Source organism: Virgibacillus subterraneus, from assembly GCF_900110695.1.
In the GTDB taxonomy this organism is placed as follows: Bacteria; Bacillota; Bacilli; order Bacillales; family Amphibacillaceae; genus Lentibacillus; species Lentibacillus subterraneus.
In genome coordinates this window covers 43,192-63,542 of the sequence record NZ_FOEH01000006.1, presented here as the reverse complement: position 1 = coordinate 63,542, position 20,351 = coordinate 43,192, and the positions used below count along the sequence as shown (strand labels likewise).

Annotated in this window: 17 protein-coding genes, 1 pseudogene and 1 riboswitch; of the genes and pseudogenes, 1 reads left to right on the top strand and 17 read right to left on the bottom strand. The window is 38.7% G+C overall.

The features are described 5' to 3' along the window. Positions 1–217: 217 nt before the first annotated feature. Positions 218–317: riboswitch (purine riboswitch) on the bottom strand. Positions 318–413: 96 nt separating this feature from the next. Both BMY13_RS19795 and BMY13_RS15755 read right to left on the bottom strand, forming a co-directional pair. Then, a pseudogene (locus BMY13_RS19795) lies at positions 414–556 on the bottom strand (SDR family oxidoreductase); the annotation flags it as partial. Positions 557–1,023: 467 nt separating this feature from the next. Further along, the gene (locus BMY13_RS15755; protein WP_245736128.1) at positions 1,024–1,647 is read right to left on the bottom strand and encodes a DUF2179 domain-containing protein; all 624 of its coding nucleotides are present in this window, start codon (positions 1,645–1,647) and stop codon (positions 1,024–1,026) included. A 120-nt stretch (positions 1,648–1,767) separates the two neighbouring features. Here BMY13_RS15755 and BMY13_RS15750 point away from each other — a divergent pair, with 120 nt between their 5' ends. After that, positions 1,768–2,202, top strand: a complete 435-nt coding sequence (locus tag BMY13_RS15750; protein ID WP_092505755.1) for an Hsp20/alpha crystallin family protein — start codon at positions 1,768–1,770, stop codon at positions 2,200–2,202. Here the strand turns inward: BMY13_RS15750 and BMY13_RS15745 are convergent. The 15 genes from BMY13_RS15745 to BMY13_RS15675 form a co-directional block, all read right to left on the bottom strand. Continuing rightward, entirely contained in the window at positions 2,199–2,909 is a 711-nt protein-coding gene (locus BMY13_RS15745) for an MOSC domain-containing protein (RefSeq protein ID WP_092505753.1), read from the bottom strand. The genes BMY13_RS15750 and BMY13_RS15745 overlap by 4 nt on opposite strands. Positions 2,910–3,514: 605 nt before the next feature. Beyond that, the gene (locus tag BMY13_RS15740) at positions 3,515–5,008 is read right to left on the bottom strand and encodes a class I adenylate-forming enzyme family protein (protein WP_092505751.1); all 1,494 of its coding nucleotides are present in this window, start codon (positions 5,006–5,008) and stop codon (positions 3,515–3,517) included. Between the two features lie 162 nt (positions 5,009–5,170). After that, positions 5,171–5,914: a 3-oxoacyl-ACP reductase FabG gene (fabG, locus tag BMY13_RS15735; RefSeq protein WP_092505749.1), complete on the bottom strand. Its 744-nt coding sequence runs from the start codon at positions 5,912–5,914 to the stop codon at positions 5,171–5,173. Positions 5,915–6,022: 108 nt separating this feature from the next. Further along, positions 6,023–6,928, bottom strand: a complete 906-nt coding sequence (gene phaZ, locus BMY13_RS15730) for an intracellular short-chain-length polyhydroxyalkanoate depolymerase (protein WP_092505747.1) — start codon at positions 6,926–6,928, stop codon at positions 6,023–6,025. 15 nt (positions 6,929–6,943) lie between these two features. Then, on the bottom strand, positions 6,944–7,954 hold the full coding sequence (locus tag BMY13_RS15725) for a 3-oxoacyl-ACP synthase (RefSeq protein WP_092505745.1): 1,011 nt from the start codon (positions 7,952–7,954) through the stop codon (positions 6,944–6,946). Between the two features lie 10 nt (positions 7,955–7,964). Next, complete coding sequence (locus BMY13_RS15720) at positions 7,965–8,945, bottom strand: branched-chain amino acid ABC transporter permease (protein ID WP_092505743.1); 981 nt, start codon at positions 8,943–8,945, stop codon at positions 7,965–7,967. An 8-nt stretch (positions 8,946–8,953) separates the two neighbouring features. Then, positions 8,954–9,814 carry a branched-chain amino acid ABC transporter permease gene (locus BMY13_RS15715; protein WP_092494397.1) on the bottom strand — a complete coding sequence of 287 codons (861 nt, stop codon included), beginning with the start codon at positions 9,812–9,814 and terminating at the stop codon, positions 8,954–8,956. A 12-nt stretch (positions 9,815–9,826) separates the two neighbouring features. Further along, entirely contained in the window at positions 9,827–10,534 is a 708-nt protein-coding gene (locus BMY13_RS15710) for an ABC transporter ATP-binding protein (RefSeq protein ID WP_092494398.1), read from the bottom strand. After that, the gene (locus tag BMY13_RS15705; RefSeq protein ID WP_092505741.1) at positions 10,518–11,285 is read right to left on the bottom strand and encodes an ABC transporter ATP-binding protein; all 768 of its coding nucleotides are present in this window, start codon (positions 11,283–11,285) and stop codon (positions 10,518–10,520) included. The genes BMY13_RS15710 and BMY13_RS15705 overlap by 17 nt, the downstream gene beginning before the upstream one ends. A 76-nt stretch (positions 11,286–11,361) precedes the next feature. After that, entirely contained in the window at positions 11,362–12,609 is a 1,248-nt protein-coding gene (locus tag BMY13_RS15700; RefSeq protein WP_092505739.1) for a substrate-binding domain-containing protein, read from the bottom strand. A 78-nt stretch (positions 12,610–12,687) separates the two neighbouring features. Continuing rightward, complete coding sequence (locus tag BMY13_RS15695; protein WP_092505737.1) at positions 12,688–13,695, bottom strand: 3-oxoacyl-ACP synthase; 1,008 nt, start codon at positions 13,693–13,695, stop codon at positions 12,688–12,690. Further along, positions 13,692–14,102 carry a MaoC family dehydratase gene (locus BMY13_RS15690; protein ID WP_092505735.1) on the bottom strand — a complete coding sequence of 137 codons (411 nt, stop codon included), beginning with the start codon at positions 14,100–14,102 and terminating at the stop codon, positions 13,692–13,694. Before BMY13_RS15690 ends, BMY13_RS15695 begins: the two co-directional genes overlap by 4 nt. Beyond that, on the bottom strand, positions 14,092–15,603 hold the full coding sequence (gene menE, locus BMY13_RS15685) for an o-succinylbenzoate--CoA ligase (RefSeq protein ID WP_092505733.1): 1,512 nt from the start codon (positions 15,601–15,603) through the stop codon (positions 14,092–14,094). Before menE ends, BMY13_RS15690 begins: the two co-directional genes overlap by 11 nt. A 2-nt stretch (positions 15,604–15,605) precedes the next feature. After that, positions 15,606–16,211 carry a TetR/AcrR family transcriptional regulator gene (locus BMY13_RS15680; protein WP_092505731.1) on the bottom strand — a complete coding sequence of 202 codons (606 nt, stop codon included), beginning with the start codon at positions 16,209–16,211 and terminating at the stop codon, positions 15,606–15,608. A gap of 774 nt (positions 16,212–16,985) precedes the next feature. Then, complete coding sequence (locus tag BMY13_RS15675; protein ID WP_245736127.1) at positions 16,986–20,240, bottom strand: AfsR/SARP family transcriptional regulator; 3,255 nt, start codon at positions 20,238–20,240, stop codon at positions 16,986–16,988. Positions 20,241–20,351: the final 111 nt, after the last annotated feature.

The following is a 20,351-nucleotide window of genomic DNA, read 5'->3' as shown; positions in this document are numbered from 1 at the left end:
CTGCTTAGAAAACTTGGCTTATCGCCATGCCTTAACTGCTAAATTAGAAAACTTGGCATTCGCCAAGCCTTTGGGCGAATTGCCTTAGTTGCACTTATGCAGTAAGAAAGGAGTTATACTTTCTTAACTGCTAAAAAAGTCTATTCCTCTCCCTCAAAAACTTGAGAGAAGATGAATAGACTTTTTTCACGACATCTTAAAACGGATCGTTGCTATACAACGATTCATCCTCCCTCATAGTCCAGCATTTATGGTGCTTGGTAGAAACTTTTGAGCCATATTCTCAAAAATATATGAGGAACCGTATTTATTTGTTGGTTTTAGCATATCAAACCAGCTTCTAAAATGTCAATAAAATATCGAACAATAGCGAATAAATATAATTTAATGTTCGGATTTTATTGATGAATACCTTAGGAACTCACCATTTTCCTGCCATTAACATGGATAACCTGGCCAGAAATACAGGAAAAACATCAGAAGCAAGATAAACATATGCAGACGCTAGTTCATACGGTTGACCTGCTCGTTTCATAGGTACATCAGTGCCAATTTTTTTGCAATGTAGTCATCAACAAGATGGAAATACCTTTCCGTCTCAACACCAGGTTCACTGAATCAGCCTTCTATATAATTACAATCGAATGAGTGATACGAAAAGTGGCATTAAAAAGCTATTTTCAAATAAATTCTTGCTTTTGCCATACAATGAAGCTTCACAAGTAGTTGATGTAAGACTGGGAACCGATTCGTAGTATTTAGTGAGGTTCGCTGACCACGCAGTGCGCACCAAATAGGGCGAATCGCCAACCGCCCTAAGGTGCGCATAGTGGTGTATTTCCGGAGCGGTATCATAGCACCAATTATTTTTTCATATTACGTCGCAGTTTATATCAATAGAAACAATCTTTTAGAAAACTGCCTTAAAAAATAAATAATAAGTGACACTTTTTCCATTCGAGATTCGATTGTAGTTATAGAAAGATAATCGAACAGGCTGCAACCTGTTCGATTATCTACTTATTATTCTTTTAAATCTTCATCATTTTGCTTTGGGGGCTGCTGTTCCTCTTGCGGTTTTGCTTCACCTGGATAGTTCTTTTTTTGATTAAACAGTCGGCCTTTTCGTACTTGTTTAACCCAGAAACCTCCGTTAATCTGTTTTGGTTCATACGAAATAATAAATGCTTTGGGATCTATTGTCTTAATTGTTTCATATAGTATCAGCTCATATTTTCTTGGTGTCAGAATTTGCATGGCAAGACGATCGCCTTCCATTCCATAGGCAAACCAGCTTGTCACGCCATACCCTTTGTCCCTTAGCTTTCTTGTGAATTCGATATTCGGATCGGACGAGATAACATTAACGGTAATATAGCCTAATGCAAGCTTTTCCTCAATTTTTGTACCGACTATAACGCCAATTCCAAAACCAAGCGCATACGCAATAAGGTTTTGTATTTCATTTAAATTATCCAAAACCAGTCCAAGTCCAACAACATAAATAACCACTTCAAACATGCTAACAAATGCCGCTATATACCGTCGACCTTTTAGTGTCAGGATCATGCGAATTGTTGATAACGATACATACACTATATTTATGATAAGAATGATTGCCACCATGATATATGCATTTTCCAGCAACATTAACCCTCCTAGATCTTCTTACTGCAGAAATACGTTACTTTCAATAATACTCACCTTACGCCTAGCTAATGCATACATTATAAAGTAATTCTATCCAACTTTAAACGAGGTGTCTAAATGGATCCTTTTAAACAAATGTCTGATTGGCGAAAGAACATGGATCATTTTTTTGGTGATCAATTCTGGAATGAATTTGAAGGGGTTATAAGACCTACTATTCCACAGATCAATATTTATCAGTATGACCATGAACTTATATGCATTGTTAATATCCCAGGTCTAACCGATTTAAACAAAGTTGATATCTTTGTAGATTACGCAAGATTGGAACTTAAAGGTGCTATAGACATTTCCTATACAGGTGGTACTGTGGTCAAAGAAGAAATACTTCAAGGTGTGTTTGAACGTGAAATAACGTTACCATTTCCCGTACGAAGAGATAAAATAAACGCAACATATAAAGATGGTTTGGTATTTATTCAGCTGCATAGACTCATATCGGATGAAAGCGGTCGGAACAAAGTGAACGTTCAAATAGTAGAGCATGATTAGACTTTGTTCGGCCCAAACACACGCTTTTCAACTGATGAACTCTTACCTTTCAGCCTCTTATTTAGTGTGTTTTTCCAACTATATGCTAATAACTCACATGAAGCAAGTTCATCAGCTGCTTTTAAATCTTCTTTGTTAAAATGCATGACTTCGTTGCAGGCAGCAATTGTCCAATGAGGATATGGCCGTTCGAGTAATTCAAGTTCCAGTCCTGCTTCGGCATATCCTTCCTGCAGCACTCGAAAATACCAGCCTGTCCGCCCACTATTTTGTATACGTAGTGCAAAATCCATTATACGAAAACGACGCGCAGGCTTCCAGCAAGGCTGCCTCGGCTGCGCAACCTGAATAATGCTTTCACCGAATTGGTACGTATCACCTATGCAAATAGTGAATTCATCTGCATTATCCAGTGATAAATTTTCACCCATTGCACCGATTCCAATTGAATTTAATTCTAAATCCTTCTGCCAATAGAAATAATGCTCTTTTGGATAAGCAAATACAGCTTTTTCTGGGCCACCGTGGTTTTTATTGTCCGCCACTTCATCTTCAACAAATCCAGCGTCTCCAAGCCATATTCTGTCGTCTGATTCACTTTTAAACATGCCAGTCTCCCACAGCCTATCCATGCGATCTTCTGCATGAGCATCTCCTAAACGCTTTACTTTTCCAGTTAATAATTTATCTACATAAGGTCTAGTCATAACGCCACGTCACCTCTTTTTATTTACATTGTATCTTTATTGATGAAAAAATGAAAATAGCACGGAGCCATATTTTGGATTTTAGTAATTCAGTTGGTATAGATGGATGTTCTGGATTTCTGCGATCAAACTTGCGGGGGTCCTCGTTCGTGGGTCTCTGCGAGGAATTGCTATCCCGTTTTTCAACAGGAGTCTCAAAAATTCCAGTCTCAAAACGCCAATAAAAAAGCCTAAGCAGTATTAGAACTCTTATTTGGCATCACTTATCAACCTGGGATCTGATATATCAACCTGAAATACGATATATCAACTTCAATTGTCAGATATCAACTTGGAACATGCTATATCAACCCAAATTGTGTTATATCAACTTAGAATACAGTATATCAACCTCAATTGCAGGATATCGACTAAATTCACTGAATATCAACCCAAACAGGGGTACGAACGAAAAGCTTGATTGTTCATTTGCGGAATGTGAGGTGCAGCCCTGCTATCAACAGTTCCCCTCCTTGCTATTTCACATAGAAAAAGCGGTTCAATTAAGGGGGCAATCACGTGTTGTACTCCCAATTAAACCACTTTAATCAAAATTCCGCGTTTTTTTAATTCATTTCCATTACTTTTTCTTTCAATACGACCTTATTAATTTTTCCAACATGAGTTTTCGGTAATTCTTCTAATAATAGAAACTTCCTGGGCACTTTATATCTAGTCAATTTATTCTCACAATAGATTTTCAATTCTGTTTCAGTCATTTTTTCAGTGGGCACAACAAATGCTACGACAATTTCTCCCCACTTATCATCAGGTAAACCGAGAACTGCAGCTTCACTTATATTGTCATTAGATTCAAGCCAATGTTCAATTTCCAGTGGATAGACATTCTCTCCCCCGGTAATAATCATGTCTTTCTTACGTCCAACAATATATACATAACCCTCTTCGTCTTGTCTTGCTAAATCTCCAGTATGCACCCAACCATCAATAATCGTTTGATCTGTTTGTTCCTGCTTATTCCAGTAATATTCGAACGAATGATTCCCTCGTATCAGGAGTTCACCAACCGTTTCACCACCAACTCTTTCTCCCTTCTCAGTGATAATCTTTATATAATTGAAAAGCATAGGTTTCCCAACTGACCCCACCTTTCGTTCCGTGTCAGCAGGATCTATATAAAAATTATTCGGTCCCGCTTCTGTTAAGCCATAACCCTCTTTAAATGGAATTCCTTTTTCCCGAAAAGCCTTGTAAATATCGTGGGGACATGGTGCACCACCAGAGAGGAATACTTTCATTTTTGGAAAACTTGCTTGTTGGAATGCTTTAGTACGAATCATCATGTGATACATCGTTGGTACACATAAAACGATCGTACATTCATATGTAATTAGATCATTGACTGCTGTAGATGCTTCAAATTCTGGTGAAATGACAACCTTTCCACCAACAAGCATTAGTGGTAAAGATAATGCGTTTAGTCCGCCTGTATGAAACATCGGCAGGCAAGTTAATGTTATGTCTTCGTTTGTTAAGTTCCAGCTGATTATGGTGTTCATTGCATTCCACAAAATTGACCGATGTGACAAGACGGCCCCTTTTGGCTGGCCAGTCGTTCCACCAGTATAAATCATGGCTAGTGCGTCCGTTTCATCCGGTTCGTGTACCTCTGATAAAGTACTAGAGGTCTGCAAGCGATCGATATAATTATTATTATCAATTTCTATTAAGATATTATCTATTTCAGTCTGAGTTAAATTACCCTGAAACTGTGGGTCAATACCTATTAATTTTGGTGAACAATCCTGGATTACGTAACGTAATTCATCAATTGATAGCCGCCAATTCAATGGTACAAATACTGATCCAATTTTCATACAAGCAAATATGAAATCAAAATAACTAATATGGTTGGAGGCTAACAATGCAATTCTATCACCCTTTTGAATATCATTCTCGATAAAATATTGTGCTAAACGCTCCGCTCGTTCATTAAGCTGTTTATATGTCCAGGTGTGATTTGTTTTTGCATCAACCACGGCCTTTTTTTCAGGAAATAAATCCACCCGACTCTGAAACCAATCTAATGCACAATGCATTACTACCCCTCCATTGCATCTCTAAGTATATTACAGTAAGTATAGAAGGTTGGAGTTACATGATGGTTACAGTTAAACACCCTCTTTGTGAATGCTATAAGAAAAGATTTATACCTTCTTACTGCCAAAAAGAGCGTTCCAATACTGGAACACTCCTCTGTCTTACATCATAATTCCACCATCAACGTGCAGGACATGGCCATTAACATAGTCTGCTTCATTTGAAGAAAGGAACAAGTAGGCGTTAGCTATATCCTCTGGACGCCCTAATCGTCCCATTGGAATTTGTTCCTTCATTTGATTAATCACTTTATCTGGCACGCCAGCAACCATTCCGGTTTCCGTGAACCCTGGAGCAACTGCATTGACATTTACCCCTTTTCTTGCAAGCTCTTTTGCCCACGTCTTAGTCATGCCAATAATTCCAGATTTAGCTGCCGCATAATTAGTCTGCCCGACATTTCCATAGGTGCCGGATACGGATGAAGTATTGACTATTTTTCCTTTTCCCTGCGCAGTCATGGACGGCAGGACAGCCTGCGTACAATGGAACACACCATTCAGATTTACATCAATTACTTGCTGAAATTGTTCTGGTGTCATTTTTGAAAGCATCGCATCTCTTGTAATTCCAGCATTATTGATTAATATATCAACCTTTCCATAAGTCGATAATACTTCGTCGACCATCGCATCAACGCTTTCTCGATCAGCTACATTTACTTGAACGAATGTACATTTCATACCTTCTGATTGAAGTTCACCTTCTCGCTCTTCACCACTAGCTTCATCAAAGTCAGCAATAACAACCTGCGCCCCTTCATTTGCAAAAGTTCTTGCTGCTTGTAAGCCGATGCCGTTTGCTGCACCTGTAATAATGGCTACTTTATCTTGTAATCTATTCATCTTTCTACGTCCTTTCTGCTATGCATTAGTCTTTTGTTAAAGAAAATTGGCTTATCGTCACGTATAAATGGCGAAAGCCTTAATTGCATTTATGCAGTAAAAAAGTATTTATACCTTCTTACTGGTTAAAAAAAAGTCTTCCATGAGTTCCAAAAGATTGTCAAGATCATCAATCAGTGGTGAATGTCCACTTCCGGTTAGTTCTTTGTAAGTTGCTTTTTCTCCATAGTCCTCGATGAGCTCATCTGTCATTTGTTTTGTAACAACAAGGTCTTCATCGCCCCAGGCAATTAATAACGGGATGCTTATATTCTTGATTTTGTCTTGACCTTTCGTAAGCCCGTTATGAACATTGCTTAGATTGAAGATATTTAACACTTGATACGTCTCAGCAAGATTTCGCTGTGTTGTCATGTCAGCCAAATATTTTTCATATCTTGCTTGATTAGGCTTATCTTTTCGGTAAATTAACATATCCCACGTTTGCTTGAGTAAATCGAAGTTCTTTGTGTCATATGCATTTTGAACAACTTTTGTTTTGCCATCCTGCTTAACTTGCTCCAACGTTTCAAGACGATTTGATGTTACTGGCAATCCATCTGCTCCAGTTTCAAAGTAAGCATATCCTCGTGAAGATGCGGAAGCTAGTAAAAATAGATGTGTCGCATAATCAGGATAATCAGCACAAAACTGCTGGGCAACTGCTCCTCCGAGCGACCATCCTACAAGTGAAAAGTCCCGCAATCCAATTTCATCAACAAACAGTTTTAAGTCATTCGAGAAATCCATTATCGTTTCTATCGGCTTGTTGTAGGATGATTCACCAAACCCACGCAAATCTACTGCATATACTTTAAAGTCTGGTGATAGATTTTCAATTACCAAGTCCCAATGAACCGATGATGTCATGTTCCCATGAACAAGTAACACGTTCTTATCTCCACCCTTTCGTTCACGATAAGCGATTTCTTCACCATTCGACAATAAAACCTTGTTCAGCAATACGTTTGACATAAGACTAGCCTCCCTTTATTTTCCCCATTGAATCACATTGGCTCCCCAAGCATATCCAATCCCGGCAGAAACAAGTACTACGATATCGCCATCTTTAAGCATATCACGGTCTTCTGCAAGCTCGAGTGAAATAATTTGATCCATTTGACCAATATGACCATAGTTTTCCAAATAGATAGATTTGTCATAATCAACACCTAGCTGATCTAGTACGTATCTATGCGCAGACCTCTTCATGTGCAGCATCGCAACATAGTCAATATCCTCTTTTGTATAACCGCTTTTGTCCAGTGCCTTCTCAATACACGTTATAAAATTTTCCATCGATTTTTGTTCCAGACGTTTTTTCATCTCTGGTGGGTCCAGTACATCCAATTGATACAATCCTGCGTCCAGCGTTTCTTTAGTAACTGGATTTTTCGTACCACCTGTCGTAACAACTACATCCTCAGAAAAAGAACCATCTGTAATCATGTGGGTTGCCAGCAAATGGTTTACAGCGTGATCCTTTTGTAAGATTATTGCACCCCCACCAGCTCCAAGATTGAACATAAATCGGGTACGAGGATTCTGATAGTTAATAAAATCGACATTCCGGTATCCACCCGCTAACAAGACAGTGTTTATACCTGGATCAGCTAACATCATATCTTTAGCCAGCTTTAGTGCCATTATCGTTGTTCCGCACCTCAATGCCGTATCAAATGCCCAAGCATTGACTGCTCCAATCTCATACTGCAGTTTTATTCCAGCAGTCCATAAGGGATATTCTTTATGTTCTTCCCCAATATAGATTACAACGTCAATTTCTTTAGGATCCAACTTCACTTTAGCTAATGCATTTTTAGCAGCAAATATCCCCATTTCACACGTATGATCGTCTTCGCCAGGGATAGGTTTTTCTCTAATTCCCATCTTTTCTTCAATAACTTCCATGGGGAGTCCGGACTGATCAGCTAAATCTGCTGATGTAAGCTTCTTTTCAGGAATATATACCCCTGTACTTAAAACACCTACTGCTTCCATAACCGACACCTCATTTTTTAAATAACCCTTTAGTCACTCGATTAGAAAACTTGGATTGTATTGTTCCGGCAATACCTAATGGGAAGAAAATAACAGCTAAAATATAAACAATCCCATATAAAATAATCCAGCGTTCGAAAATCCAATGCACGTCAGCTAAGTCCGATAGCCAGTGGTGAGCAAATTCTACCAATCCGGCACCGATAAGTGGACCAATCAGTGTTCCAACCCCACCGATAATCGTCATTAACAAGGCATCCAGCGTAACGTCTACTGCAAATACACTTGTATCAATAAATCGTAACGACAATACATATAGTACACCGGCAAAACTTGCAATCACACCTGCTATTACACTAACAATCACTTTATAATGCAGTACCTGAAATCCTAAAGATTCAGTACGATTTTCATTTTCTCTTATCGCCACCAGCACTTTTCCTAATGGTGATTTTGTAAATCGCCTGAGTCCAAAAAAGAAGACTACAAGTGAAATAAGACAAATCATATACATCGTTCCCGAGTCTCGAAGGAACTCTGGCAATCTAAATGTGAACCCTTCTCCACCACCAGTCAAACTGGTCCACTTTTCGGCAGCTACCAGAAACAGCCCAGCCAGTGCCAATGTCAGCATGGCATAAAAGTGACTTTTAAGCCGCAGCGTGAGTATACCGGCTATAAAACTGACAATCGCAGCAATAATTACCGCAACTAAAACCCCTGCGGCTAAAGAAAGTAGTGTAGAATCGTTTAAATCCATCACAATTGCAGCAGAATATGCACCAATCCCAAAAAACATTGCATGTCCGAATGAGATAATACCGGTGTATCCCAGAAGCAGATCGTAACTCATTGCAAAAATACCAAAAATAAAGACCTGCATAATCATAAATAGCATGCTGCGACCTGTAAATAAGAATGGGACGATAAACAATAACAATGCAAAGGCTATATATATCCAGGTACTTCTTTCAATATGGCGTAAATTCATTTATTATCTCACCCCTTCACCTTAAATAATCCTTCTGGTCTGAAGATAAGTACTGCTGTCATCAAAAGCATATTTACCGCTAACGATAGTGCTGGTACATAATAAGCCATAAATGCTTGAGTTAACCCTACTAAAATAGCTGCAAATAAGGATCCTTTAAAACTGCCCATTCCGCCAATAACAACCACAATAAACGCTAATATCGCAAACTCCAGGCCCATTTCTGCATATATAACTCCTGAATATGGTGCCATAAGCATTCCACTCAATGCCGCCATCGCTGCGCCGACCATGAATACTGCCATAAATACAAATTGGATATTAATTCCGAGTGATTGTACCATTTCTTTATTCATTACTCCTGCTCGAACAATTAATCCAATACGCGTCCGTTTTAAAATAAACGTAGTAAGCGCAAATATAAATATTCCTACTGCTATGATAAATAATCGATATTTAATGAGGATGATATCACCCAACATAAAGCTCCCGTCAAGAAATGCCGGGGGAACTGCGGACTTTTGTTCTGGCCCAAAAACGACCTTAATCAATTCACCAAGCACCAGCATAAGCCCTAATGTTATTAATATCTGTTGAATGTGATTTCCGTAAACCGGTCTGATGATTAAAAATTCCGTAATTGCTCCCAAAATCAGCCCCGTTACAATTGCAGCAGCTATTCCAAGCATGAAATTTCCGGTTAGATTGTAAACCCATACACCGCTGAAAGCTCCCCAAACAAATAAACCGCCATGTGCAAAGTTTAAAACATCCATTAAACCAAAGATCAGTGTAAGCCCTGCCGCGAGAAGGAAAATCAGCATACCGGTCGCAAGCCCATTTATTGCCAAACTAACTATTAAATCCATACCTTCCCCTCCCTATGCAATACCTAAATATTTTTTCATCAATGCTTTGTCATTTTTTAATTCATCCATCTGGCCATTATGAATTGTTTGCCCATCATCAATAATATAAAAACGATCACCAATTTTACTTGCCATTAGAAAATTTTGTTCCACCAGCAAAATGGTCGTTTGTTCCTTCATTTGCTGAATAGATTCCATCACTTTCTCTACGATAATCGGAGCGAGCCCTTTACTAGGCTCATCAATTAAAAGCAATTCATTTTCATTTACATATGCTCTTGCAATTGCGAGCATTTGCTTTTGTCCTCCACTTAATTGTCCACCTGGTTTCTTCCAGAATTTTTGAAGATCCGGGAATAATCCAAGAACCCATTCCATACGTGTTGTTGTCTCTTCATCTTCTTTTTTCATTGCAACTTTCAAATTCTCACCAACAGTCAGGTTATCAAATATCCCCTGATCTTCTGGCACATAGCCAATCCCGTTTTGGGCAATTGAATGTGTCTTTAACTGTCCAATTTCTTTATCATTATAGATAATGGATCCACCAGAAGCCTGATTTAGCCCCATAATTGTCCGCAAAGTAGTTGTCTTGCCGGCACCATTTCTGCCAAGAAGTACGGTTACTTCACCCTTTGGTACTTCAAATGAAATGTCGTGTAATATATGATATTGCTGTATGTATGCTTCAACCTGTTGTAGCTCAAGCAAGTTGCTCATCGTACATGCCTCCTAGATATGCTGACTGAACCGTTTCATTCTCAATTATCTCCTCAGGGGTTCCCTTTGCTAATAACTCCCCATGAAATAGAACCAGTACTTCATCCGATAAGTCCATAATCATGTCAATCTTATGTTCTATTAGCACAATTGTCCGATCCTCTTCTTCCTTAATCTTTTTAATCACTTCGATAATTGCCGGAACCTCTTCAAGGGACATTCCTGCTGTAGGTTCATCAAGCAAAAGGACCTCTGTATCCAATGCCAGCAGCATCGCCATTTCAAGCTTCCTTTTTTCCCCGTGTGCGAGGTTAACAGCACGTAACTCAGCTTTTGCGTCCAGGAATACTCTTTCAAGAAGCTCCATCGCCTTTGCTTCAAATTGCTTGTAATACTTGAAATGTGCAAGCATTTGATAACGAACCTTTGCTTGGGATTGCACCGCTAATCGAACATTTTCAAGTACTGTCAGATTAGGAAAAACATTTGTGATTTGAAAGGATCTTCCTATTCCAAGACGAGTTCGCTTAGTCGTTGATAGTTTTGTAATATCTTGATCCTTATAAAGAATTTGACCGTTTGTTGGAGATAATTGGCCACTAAGCAGGTTAAACAATGTCGTTTTCCCCGCACCATTTGGACCAATAATGGAGGTAAACTTCTTTTCGGGGATTTGTACGGAAATATGGTCAACAGCTGTATGGCCGCCAAATGCTATAGCCAAGTCTTTTGTTTCCAATATTGCGGTCATCGTTATTCCTCCCTGTGAATTAATGGTGGAACAACCCCCACCACATCAGGCGAGGGGATGTTCCAAGTTTGGTCAGTTAATTATTTTTAATTGGTGGTGCAGTTTCCTCTGGAGTAAGCACTCTTTCCAGGACAGGAATAGGATAATCATGCTCGTCACTTTCCTCTAATGTGACAGCATATAATGATTGTAGTGCCTGATGATCTTCTGGACGGAATGTCATTGTTCCTTTAGGTGATTCAAAACTCATCCCTTCCATTGTTTCTATCAGTTTATCTGCAGATGTCTCTCCTTCTGAATTCTTAAGTGCTTCCACAATTGAAATTGCAGCACTCATACCGCCAGGAGTAAATAAATCTGGTACTTCACCATCAAAGCGCTCTTTATGTTCCTTGACCAGCCAATCATTTACCTCATTATCAGGTAATGAATGGTGGTATACCGTAAACCCTGCCATTCCAACCAAAGGCTCCATTGTTGGCAATGTAGCGATATCTGCTACACCAGTTGAAATCTGAATACCCTGTTCCTGTACTTTCATGTCAGCTATCTGATTCCAAGGTGTATTTGCCCCTGCCCAAATAACATATAAATAATCTGGCTCTGACTCTATAATTTTTTGGATATTCGCCGTGAAGTCTGTCGCTGCAGGATCCGCATATTCTTCATGACTTATTTCTGCACCCAGATCAGTTGCTGCTTCCTTAAATGCTGCAACTCCGTCCTGCCCAAATGCAGAATCAGGAGCAAGTGTCGCAATTTTTACTCCTTCATCAGCAATTGCTGCTGCACCTGCGACAGCATCCTGAGATGAATTACGACCTGTTCTAAAAATATAATCGTTGTACTCTGAACCTGTAATACTGTCCGCTACAGCTGGTTCAACAACCATGATTGTTTCATATTCCTCTGCTAATGGTGTCACTGCCAAGGTATCACCTGAACTCGATGATCCTACAAGGAAATCCACATTTTCATCCTCTAATAAACCAATAGCTTTTTGACGAGCAACTTTCGGATCTGTTTCAGTATCCTCAAAAACTACTTCAATTTTTTTACCTGCTACTTCCATTGTTCCATCAGTTGCATAGTCAAGTCCTAACTCAAATCCCTTTCTAGTTTGCTTCCCATATGCTTCCAATGCACCAGTTAATGAAGCAAGAACACCAATTTTAACCGTTTCAGCCGTTTCTTCCCCTTCTCCATCACTTCCATTAGATGAACCTTCACTTTCACCAGAAGCATCCTCATCTCCACAAGCTGTTACAAACACAGCAATTAACAGCATGATAAATAAAAACCCAGTTATACGCTTTACATTCATGACTAGTTTCCCCCTTTTTAAATGGTTGTTTCACTTGCAGTTATCATAAACAATTGAAGTTACATAGAAGTAACAACTCTACTTTTCACCCAGCCAGCGGATTACCGTAGCTGCCCATGTATACCCGGTTCCAGCAGAGACTGCTACAGCAACGTCCCCTTTTTTAAGTAACCCTTTTTCCTCAGCGATATGAAGTCCATAGCAAGGATCCAGTGCTGACATGTGCCCGTAATGGTCTAAATAAACAGCCTGTTTCTCCTCCAACTCCAATTTATTCAATATTTCATGAAACATTGACTTTTTTGTATGGAGTGGCAATAGAACTTTTAAATCCTCGAGATTTACACCACTTCTTTCTAAGGCGGTTTTAATTACTTTTATAAAATTTGGTATCGATACAGGATCTAAACGTTCTTTCATACTTGACGGGTCTGGCACATCAATATAATGAGATTTATCATCAACAACCTTTTGACTGACTGGATGAACAGATCCTGCACCAGGAACTAAAACGTCCTTACTAAATGAGCCATCTGTGATAATTGATGAGCCTAAAATTTCACTTTCAGTAGCGTTCCTGGAAACTAAAGCTGCAGCTCCACCATCAGCAAAATTAAACATAAAACGCGAACGCGGATTATCGTGATTGATTATCATCGACTCTTTGGAGCCACCGGCAAGCAGTATGTTATTTATATAAGGATCAGAATTTATCATATCCTTTGCAACTTTAAGTGCTAAAGGAAAACAGGAGCTTACATTCATCATCTCAAATGAATAGGCATTTATTGCCCCTAACTCATGCTGAATCCGGGAGGACGCTGTCCAAATCTGATAATCTTTAAAGGGACTCCCAAAATAAATAACTACATCAATAGACTCCGGATTTACATTTTCCAGGATCTTTTTTCCTGCTGCTATCGCTAGATCTGATGCATGCATGTCAGACGATGCTACTCTTTTTTCTACTAGACCAAATTTTTCAATTATAATATTTTCCGGGATTTCTGTTTTAACAGCCAGGTCAGCTGCAGTCTCTATTGTGTCCGGTGTGAATATGCTAGTTGCTTTTATACCTATCATTATCCCTGCTCCTTCTTCGGAAGCTTCATAACCCCTTCACCATCCAGCACGGTGCTCCCGATCTGATTTCGACAAGTTGTCTGTAAGATTAACAATCTTGAATCTTCGTTTATGTTTATTACTTCTGCGTAAGCTGTTATGGTGTCTCCTATATATACTGGCTTGGTAAAGGTCAATGATTGGGATACATAGATGCTGCCCGGACCTGGCAAGTGCATACCTAATAGTCTTGATAACATGCTGGCGGTCAGTAAACCATGGCTAATTCTCCCACCAAAAAATGTACTTTCAGCATATTCCTGATCGATATGAATTGGATTATAATCACCACTAAGTCCTGCAAACATAATAAAGTCCGTTTCCGTTACCGTTCGGGAAAATTGCGCTGACTGGCCTATTTCAAAATTCATGTAAGATTTCACCCCTATCCCAAATAGTACGTAATGCCTTCTTATCTATTTTTCCAGTAGCATTTTTAGGTAATTCATCCAATTTAATTATTTTTTTAGGAATTTTATATTTCCCTAATTTACTAGAACAATAGGCTTTGACCTCATCAGAAATTACCGAATGATTACGATTGGGAGACAAGAACGCAATAGGCACTTCCCCCCATTTTTCATCATGGACGCCAATTACAGCAGTCTCACTCACTTGAGCTAACTCCTTTATTACCTGCTCAATCTCCAATGGATAAATATTTTCACCACCGGAAATGATCATATCCTTCTTTCTTCCAGCGACATATATAAATCCTTCTTCATCACGACGAACTAAATCTCCGGAATAAAGCCATCCATCACGAAGTGCCTTATCTGTTTCATCAGGAAGCCCCCAATATTCCTTCATTACATTTGGACCTTTGATTAAAAGTTCTCCTATTTCACCATCAGGTACAGACTCGCCACCCTCATCAATAATCGTTATATCTGTAAACATTACTGGCTTTCCAATAGATCCTACTTTTCTTTTATAATCTTCTTTTGATATCATAAATATAGTGGGTGCTGTTTCTGTCATGCCAAAGCCTTGCCCAAAAGGAAGGCCATGGTCAATGTATGCATTTATTAGTTCTTCAGGACATGGTGCACCACCACTGTAAAACCAGCGCACCAATTCAAAATTGGCAGTTTTGAACTCCTTACTTTTTCTAATCGCATCATGTATGGCAGGAACTCCCATGACAACCGTTACCTGATAATCCTCTATAGTTTGTATTGCACTTTCCGGTTCGAACTTTTCAGGTATGATAATTGTTCCACCAGCAAGTAAAGTCGGAAAGGCAAATAATCCTATCCCACCTATATGAAATAGCGGGAGAAGAATAATAGATTTATCAGCAGATGTAATATCTATTGCCAATTGATTATTTACAGCATTCCAATACATGTTTTCCTGCGTTAAAACTGCTCCTTTAGGACGCCCCGTTGTCCCAGACGTATAACAGATAATAAAGGGATCGCTTGATAGATGAGAGGATTCACTAATTTCTTCATAGCTAAGTTTGCTTATGTCGGATTCATCAAAGGAGAAAGCGTTTCCAAAATTAATGTGATTCCTTATATCGTTATATAAAACCTCCGTTTCACGCTCATATATGATCGTTCTCGCTCCACTGTCCTTAATTTGAAATGCTAGTTCAGGTGCGGAGAGACGAATATTTAAAGGAACAGCGATCAACCCCAAATGAGCAATAGCAAAATATGTAACCATATACTCTTCACGGTTTTGTGAGAGGATAGCTACTCGATCACCCTGACTTAGCAGCAATTTATGTTTAAGTATGGAAGCCATTTTATGGATGTCCTGTGAGAGATCACGATAGGTACTTTCTTCCTTCACACCAATCATTGCTACCCTATCAGGTGTTATCTCGGCTCGTTTATGAATCCAATACGAGATGCTATTCATTCTTACTTCACCTCCTTAGCGTTTAATCCATTAAAAATTAATTCCATGGCATCATCAAAAACGTGTGCGGGAACGACTTCTTCATCCCAATATACCCAGCGCATACCGATGAACTGTCCTATCCCCATCAGACAATAGCTGACAGTTTCAGCATCCAGCGGCTTGCATTCCCCGTTACTCACGGCTTCATTAATAGATTGAACAAAGCCCTTTGCCAACTTTTCGTAATACCAGCGATAAAGATCCTTATCGACCAGGACGGATTGCTGAATGATACTATAAAGATTTCGATGATTGATAACCCATTCAAAAAAGGCTAAGTAACCTTTCCGCTGCTTTTCCTTAAATGCAGATGCTTCTTCCATTGCTACTTTTATATGATGCCGCAGATTCGAACTTAACTGATAAACCAACTCATCGTATATTGCTTTTTTGGTTTGAAAATAATTATAGAAAGTTCCTTGGGCAACACCAGCACGTAAGGTGATTTCTACTATTGACGTTTCAAAATAGCCTTGCTCACCGATAATTTCTTCAGCTGTATCGAGTATTTTTTGTCTAGTAATCATCCCCTTCTTTGTTAATTGGTTATTTTCAGGAATTGACATATGAACCACCTCTCAGTTTTTGATTATACGGAAATTTCTAAAAATTATCAAGTGTTTTCAGAAATATTTTTAATAAAGATTGACATGCTTAATATCGCAACGGAAATATGCTCGCTTTACGTGAGATCGTTCGGTGTTGGTACAGGAATTTAGACGAAACTCACAGAAGTTTAGCATATTCCAACTGTTGGTTTAAATGGTTTAAAATCTTGTTTTTATCCATAACAATAGACATTTGTTAATTTCCAAGATATTGTGAACAAAGCTTAGCTTAGGAAATTCACAAAGCCTTAATAGTGGATGCTGTAGTTGCACTTATGCAGTAAGAAAGCTTTTTTACTTTTATATGGAAATACCTCACTAGCTTGGTTACAAATTTTTCTTCATAATAGCTGGTGGCTGCGTGTTGCGGAGGCATGGGGTTTTCTTTAAAAAACTTAACGAGCGGACACAGGGGACGCTATTTCTATAAAAAAAAGACCTATTCGATCTTATCCGGACACAGAAGCCCTTATTTTACATATATCATGGTAAATAGAGGGCATTTGTGCTAAATAAGGTCCCTGGTGTCCGCAAACACCACCATTTTCGTGGATTTCTACCAAATAAGGTCTCTGGTGTCCGCAAAATCTCAAATTCGCTATATGAAAACACCTCTCTAATTCGACCACAAATTCATTTTCATGCCAGATGGTGACTGCGCATTCGGCAGCCTTGTTGGTTTCTTAACTGCTAAAAAACCCCCTTGATTCTGCTGTTATCAAGGGGGGGTTATCAGTATGATTTTAGCTCTTCCGATTCGATAATCATATAGTACATTTCTCTAGTTGGTTCCATCGGCTCGATTCCAAGTTCTTCCTCTAAATTAGAAGCACATTTCTCATACCATTTAATTGCTTGGGGACGGTTATTATTTTGATAGTAGCTATACATTAACAGGCGATATGCCTCTTCCCATGCATTATCAATCGCTAAAATCTTTTCACACCAGTCAATACATGCATTGAATTCACGGAGTCTAACTGACACCTGTGCCATTTTTTCCAAACCACGGAGATAAATTAATTGCAGCCGTTCACGTTCTGTAACACACCAGTCCGTAAATCTGAGATCTGCCAGATAATCGCCTTCATACAATGCTAGGGCCTTATCCAACTTTTCTTTGGCATGCTTTGGGTCGCTTTCTTCAATTCCGCTTAGTACTCCTTCTTCAAATATAATACTATCTAATTTGTATCCAGAATCTTGGTTCAGCCCGTATGCACTGCCTTTTCGTTTTATAAAAAAGGATTCCTCACGAGCCTTTCGCATTGGTTCCAATGCTTTTAATAATGCATTCAGGGTAACTTTAAATGTTTTATTTGCACCATTCTCATCCTGGTTAGGCCAAAGCTTTTGGAGGATTTCCTCTTTTGATATGAGCTTTTCCCGATTCGTTATAAGTAATTCAAATAGCTCCTTAGCCTTTCCACGCTGCCAATCAGTGTTTTCAACTTGCTTATTTCCTAGCCAAACCTTTAAATGACCAAATGTCTGAATTGTTAACGTATAGCCTGGATGACTTTTTATTGTTTCATCAAACCCAAGTTCATATAGTAATCTTGAAACAAATGCGGGCTCTATATCAAGATTTTTAGCCTTTAACAGCATGGGAGCAATGTTTTGAACATCAGTTGGACCAAAGGTAGTTCTTTTTTTAAGGAAAAAATCATATTCTTCTGTTTGCAATTCCTTCAGAAAGAGTTGCATCTCTTGTTTGAACCTTTCATCATTTTCCTGTTTAAAGGCGATAAACGTATTCCAAAACCTACTAACTAAATTGCCATAACGATCACCACATGATTTAAACTCTCTGTGAACCTCCATCATAACTTGTGACGCTCTTTCTAAATCATTGTTATAAATTTCGGTTATCCCAATACATAACTTAATCATTGCGCTTAGCCAGCGATCCTTAACTTTTTCCGTTTCACGCAATCCTTTATTTGCAGTTTCAACTGCTTGATCATATTGTTGCTTTTTTCCATAAAGGATTGCTAAACCCATATAAGGCTCCGCTTTACCTCGTGATACGTTAATTTTCTCCATGATATCCAAGGCGGTCTCATAACAATTAATTGCTAAATCAGACTCATAGTGATCCGATAACTGAACAGCATGGCCCATTCGCATCCATCCGCATGCCTCTACAAACGGAGACTGGATATTCAACCCTAACTGTATTCCATTACTCGCCAGTTTTCTACTCGATTCAGCTTCACCCATAAATGCTTCGATAATCGATAGCAGAATGTCTGTTTCGCGATGAGACTGTGGTAAATGTTTTGTTGTTTTTGCGTTTTGTTTTCGTTGAATCAGAGTCTCTCGGGCTTTTGCAAGTTTGCCAGTCCGCAAGTATATTCGCGCTTGAAGGTTTCCCTCTTCCAATGGCAAATTTAATTCTTTTGCACGATCAAACCAGGATTCTGCTTTCATTGCCTGACCAGCATTTATCAGGTTTTCAGCCATTAACTGATATAGTCTTGCCATCTCTTCCTTGCTTGCACTTGACCTCTCACGCATCTGGATAGCCTGATTCACATAGCGTTCTGCAATGTCGGGCTGGATGGTATCCAGATATATTCGCGCCATCCCTTCGAGTGCAATGCCAGCAATATAATAATCTTCTTTACATCGCTCCAGTATCCGGTTATAGTTCTGCTCGGCTTCCGCATAGGATGACCGGTAACGCTCAATTTCACCTTGATAGAAATATAGAATCAGATCTTTTTCTTTAAACTTTTCCGGTAGCTCGTATAATAACTCGTATAAGTGCTGCAATCTCCCTGTTCGAAGCAATTTAGATCCTTGTTTTTGCAAGATATGAGCTATCGCACTAAATGCCTGTATTTGTCGATAATGGTATAAAGCTGTTTCCATATGAAATATTTTTTCGTAGTATTGTGCCGCTCGTTTATGTAAGTCTTTGAATTCGACTGGATACGTTTTCTGCAGACGATTTTCTAAAAAAGCCTTGAATAAGGCGTGGTAGCGATAATGACTACCCTCACCCTCTACAATAAACAAATTCTGTTCAACCAGTCCTGCCAGAATTTCCTCTGAACCGTTAATTTGTAACACATAATCACTAACATCAGGTGTTAACACATCAATGATGCTCGATTGTAATAGGAATTGTTGCGTAATTAGTGATTGTTTTGATAATACTTCAGACGCCAAGTAGTCGAATAAATCCTGCAGCGATTGCTGACGATTTTGAAAGATATTATCTATCGATGACTCTGATTGCATATGCTGGATAAACATACTAAATGCTATTGCCCATCCTTCAGTTAACTGATGAATTTTTTGTAAATCTTCTGATACTAGGTTAACTTGATATATGTCTTCTAGAACATGATGCATTTCATCAGATGAAAGAACTAAATCATTTTGTGGAATATCAAGTAAGTCACCCTTTATCTTTAATTTCGGTATGATATCCCATTTCGGTTTAGTTCTGCTGGACAATATGATATGCATATTTTCCGGAACATAATCAAGAAGCTGTTTTATCCATTGCTCGATTTCATTCGAATTTTTTACATGATGGAAGTCGTCCAAAATTAATGTAACCTGTTTTTTCATTTCAATAATCTCATTAATAAAGGATGAAGTCAGTGACCATATTTGCTCGTCATTAATGTAATTGTCCAACTTCTCAATTTCATTTAGAATTGATTTGCCAAACAACGGATATTTTAACTTAACTGCGTGAATTAATTTATTTATGAAAGGAAGGATGTCGTCATCGTTTTGGGAAATTGAATACCAGCATGAACCAGGACTAATGTCATGCACAAATAAAGCCAATGCAGTACTTTTTCCATATCCTGCGCCAGCATGCAATAATGTGAGTGGATACTTATTCGCATTGATCAGTTTTCGATTCACTTTTGCGCGCCTAACAAATCTATCTTTTATTGGTGGTGGACTAAGCTGACTTTGTATGATTGGTATTTTCCCCATAGAACCCATACCTTCTTTCAAAATTTCAGTCTCCCCTTATTTTAACATATGATTTAAGATTCAAAATAATTTCTTTAGCTTCCTTGTTTGTGATATATTTTACTTATGTAACAAATTTTAGAAAATTTGGCT

What these genes read in the sequence shown, in the direction of transcription:
- BMY13_RS15750 (WP_092505755.1), top strand. Translation starts at nt 1,768, where the DNA reads ATGGATCCTTTTAAACAAATGTCTGATTGGCGAAAGAACATGGATCAT.
- BMY13_RS15745 (WP_092505753.1), bottom strand. Translation starts at nt 2,909, where the DNA reads ATGACTAGACCTTATGTAGATAAATTATTAACTGGAAAAGTAAAGCGT.
- BMY13_RS15740 (WP_092505751.1), bottom strand. Translation starts at nt 5,008, where the DNA reads ATGCATTGTGCATTAGATTGGTTTCAGAGTCGGGTGGATTTATTTCCT.
- fabG (WP_092505749.1), bottom strand. Translation starts at nt 5,914, where the DNA reads ATGAATAGATTACAAGATAAAGTAGCCATTATTACAGGTGCAGCAAAC.
- phaZ (WP_092505747.1), bottom strand. Translation starts at nt 6,928, where the DNA reads ATGTCAAACGTATTGCTGAACAAGGTTTTATTGTCGAATGGTGAAGAA.
- BMY13_RS15725 (WP_092505745.1), bottom strand. Translation starts at nt 7,954, where the DNA reads ATGGAAGCAGTAGGTGTTTTAAGTACAGGGGTATATATTCCTGAAAAG.
- BMY13_RS15720 (WP_092505743.1), bottom strand. Translation starts at nt 8,945, where the DNA reads ATGAATTTACGCCATATTGAAAGAAGTACCTGGATATATATAGCCTTT.
- BMY13_RS15715 (WP_092494397.1), bottom strand. Translation starts at nt 9,814, where the DNA reads ATGGATTTAATAGTTAGTTTGGCAATAAATGGGCTTGCGACCGGTATG.
- BMY13_RS15710 (WP_092494398.1), bottom strand. Translation starts at nt 10,534, where the DNA reads ATGAGCAACTTGCTTGAGCTACAACAGGTTGAAGCATACATACAGCAA.
- BMY13_RS15705 (WP_092505741.1), bottom strand. Translation starts at nt 11,285, where the DNA reads ATGACCGCAATATTGGAAACAAAAGACTTGGCTATAGCATTTGGCGGC.
- BMY13_RS15700 (WP_092505739.1), bottom strand. Translation starts at nt 12,609, where the DNA reads ATGAATGTAAAGCGTATAACTGGGTTTTTATTTATCATGCTGTTAATT.
- BMY13_RS15690 (WP_092505735.1), bottom strand. Translation starts at nt 14,102, where the DNA reads ATGAATTTTGAAATAGGCCAGTCAGCGCAATTTTCCCGAACGGTAACG.
- menE (WP_092505733.1), bottom strand. Translation starts at nt 15,603, where the DNA reads ATGAATAGCATCTCGTATTGGATTCATAAACGAGCCGAGATAACACCT.
- BMY13_RS15680 (WP_092505731.1), bottom strand. Translation starts at nt 16,211, where the DNA reads ATGTCAATTCCTGAAAATAACCAATTAACAAAGAAGGGGATGATTACT.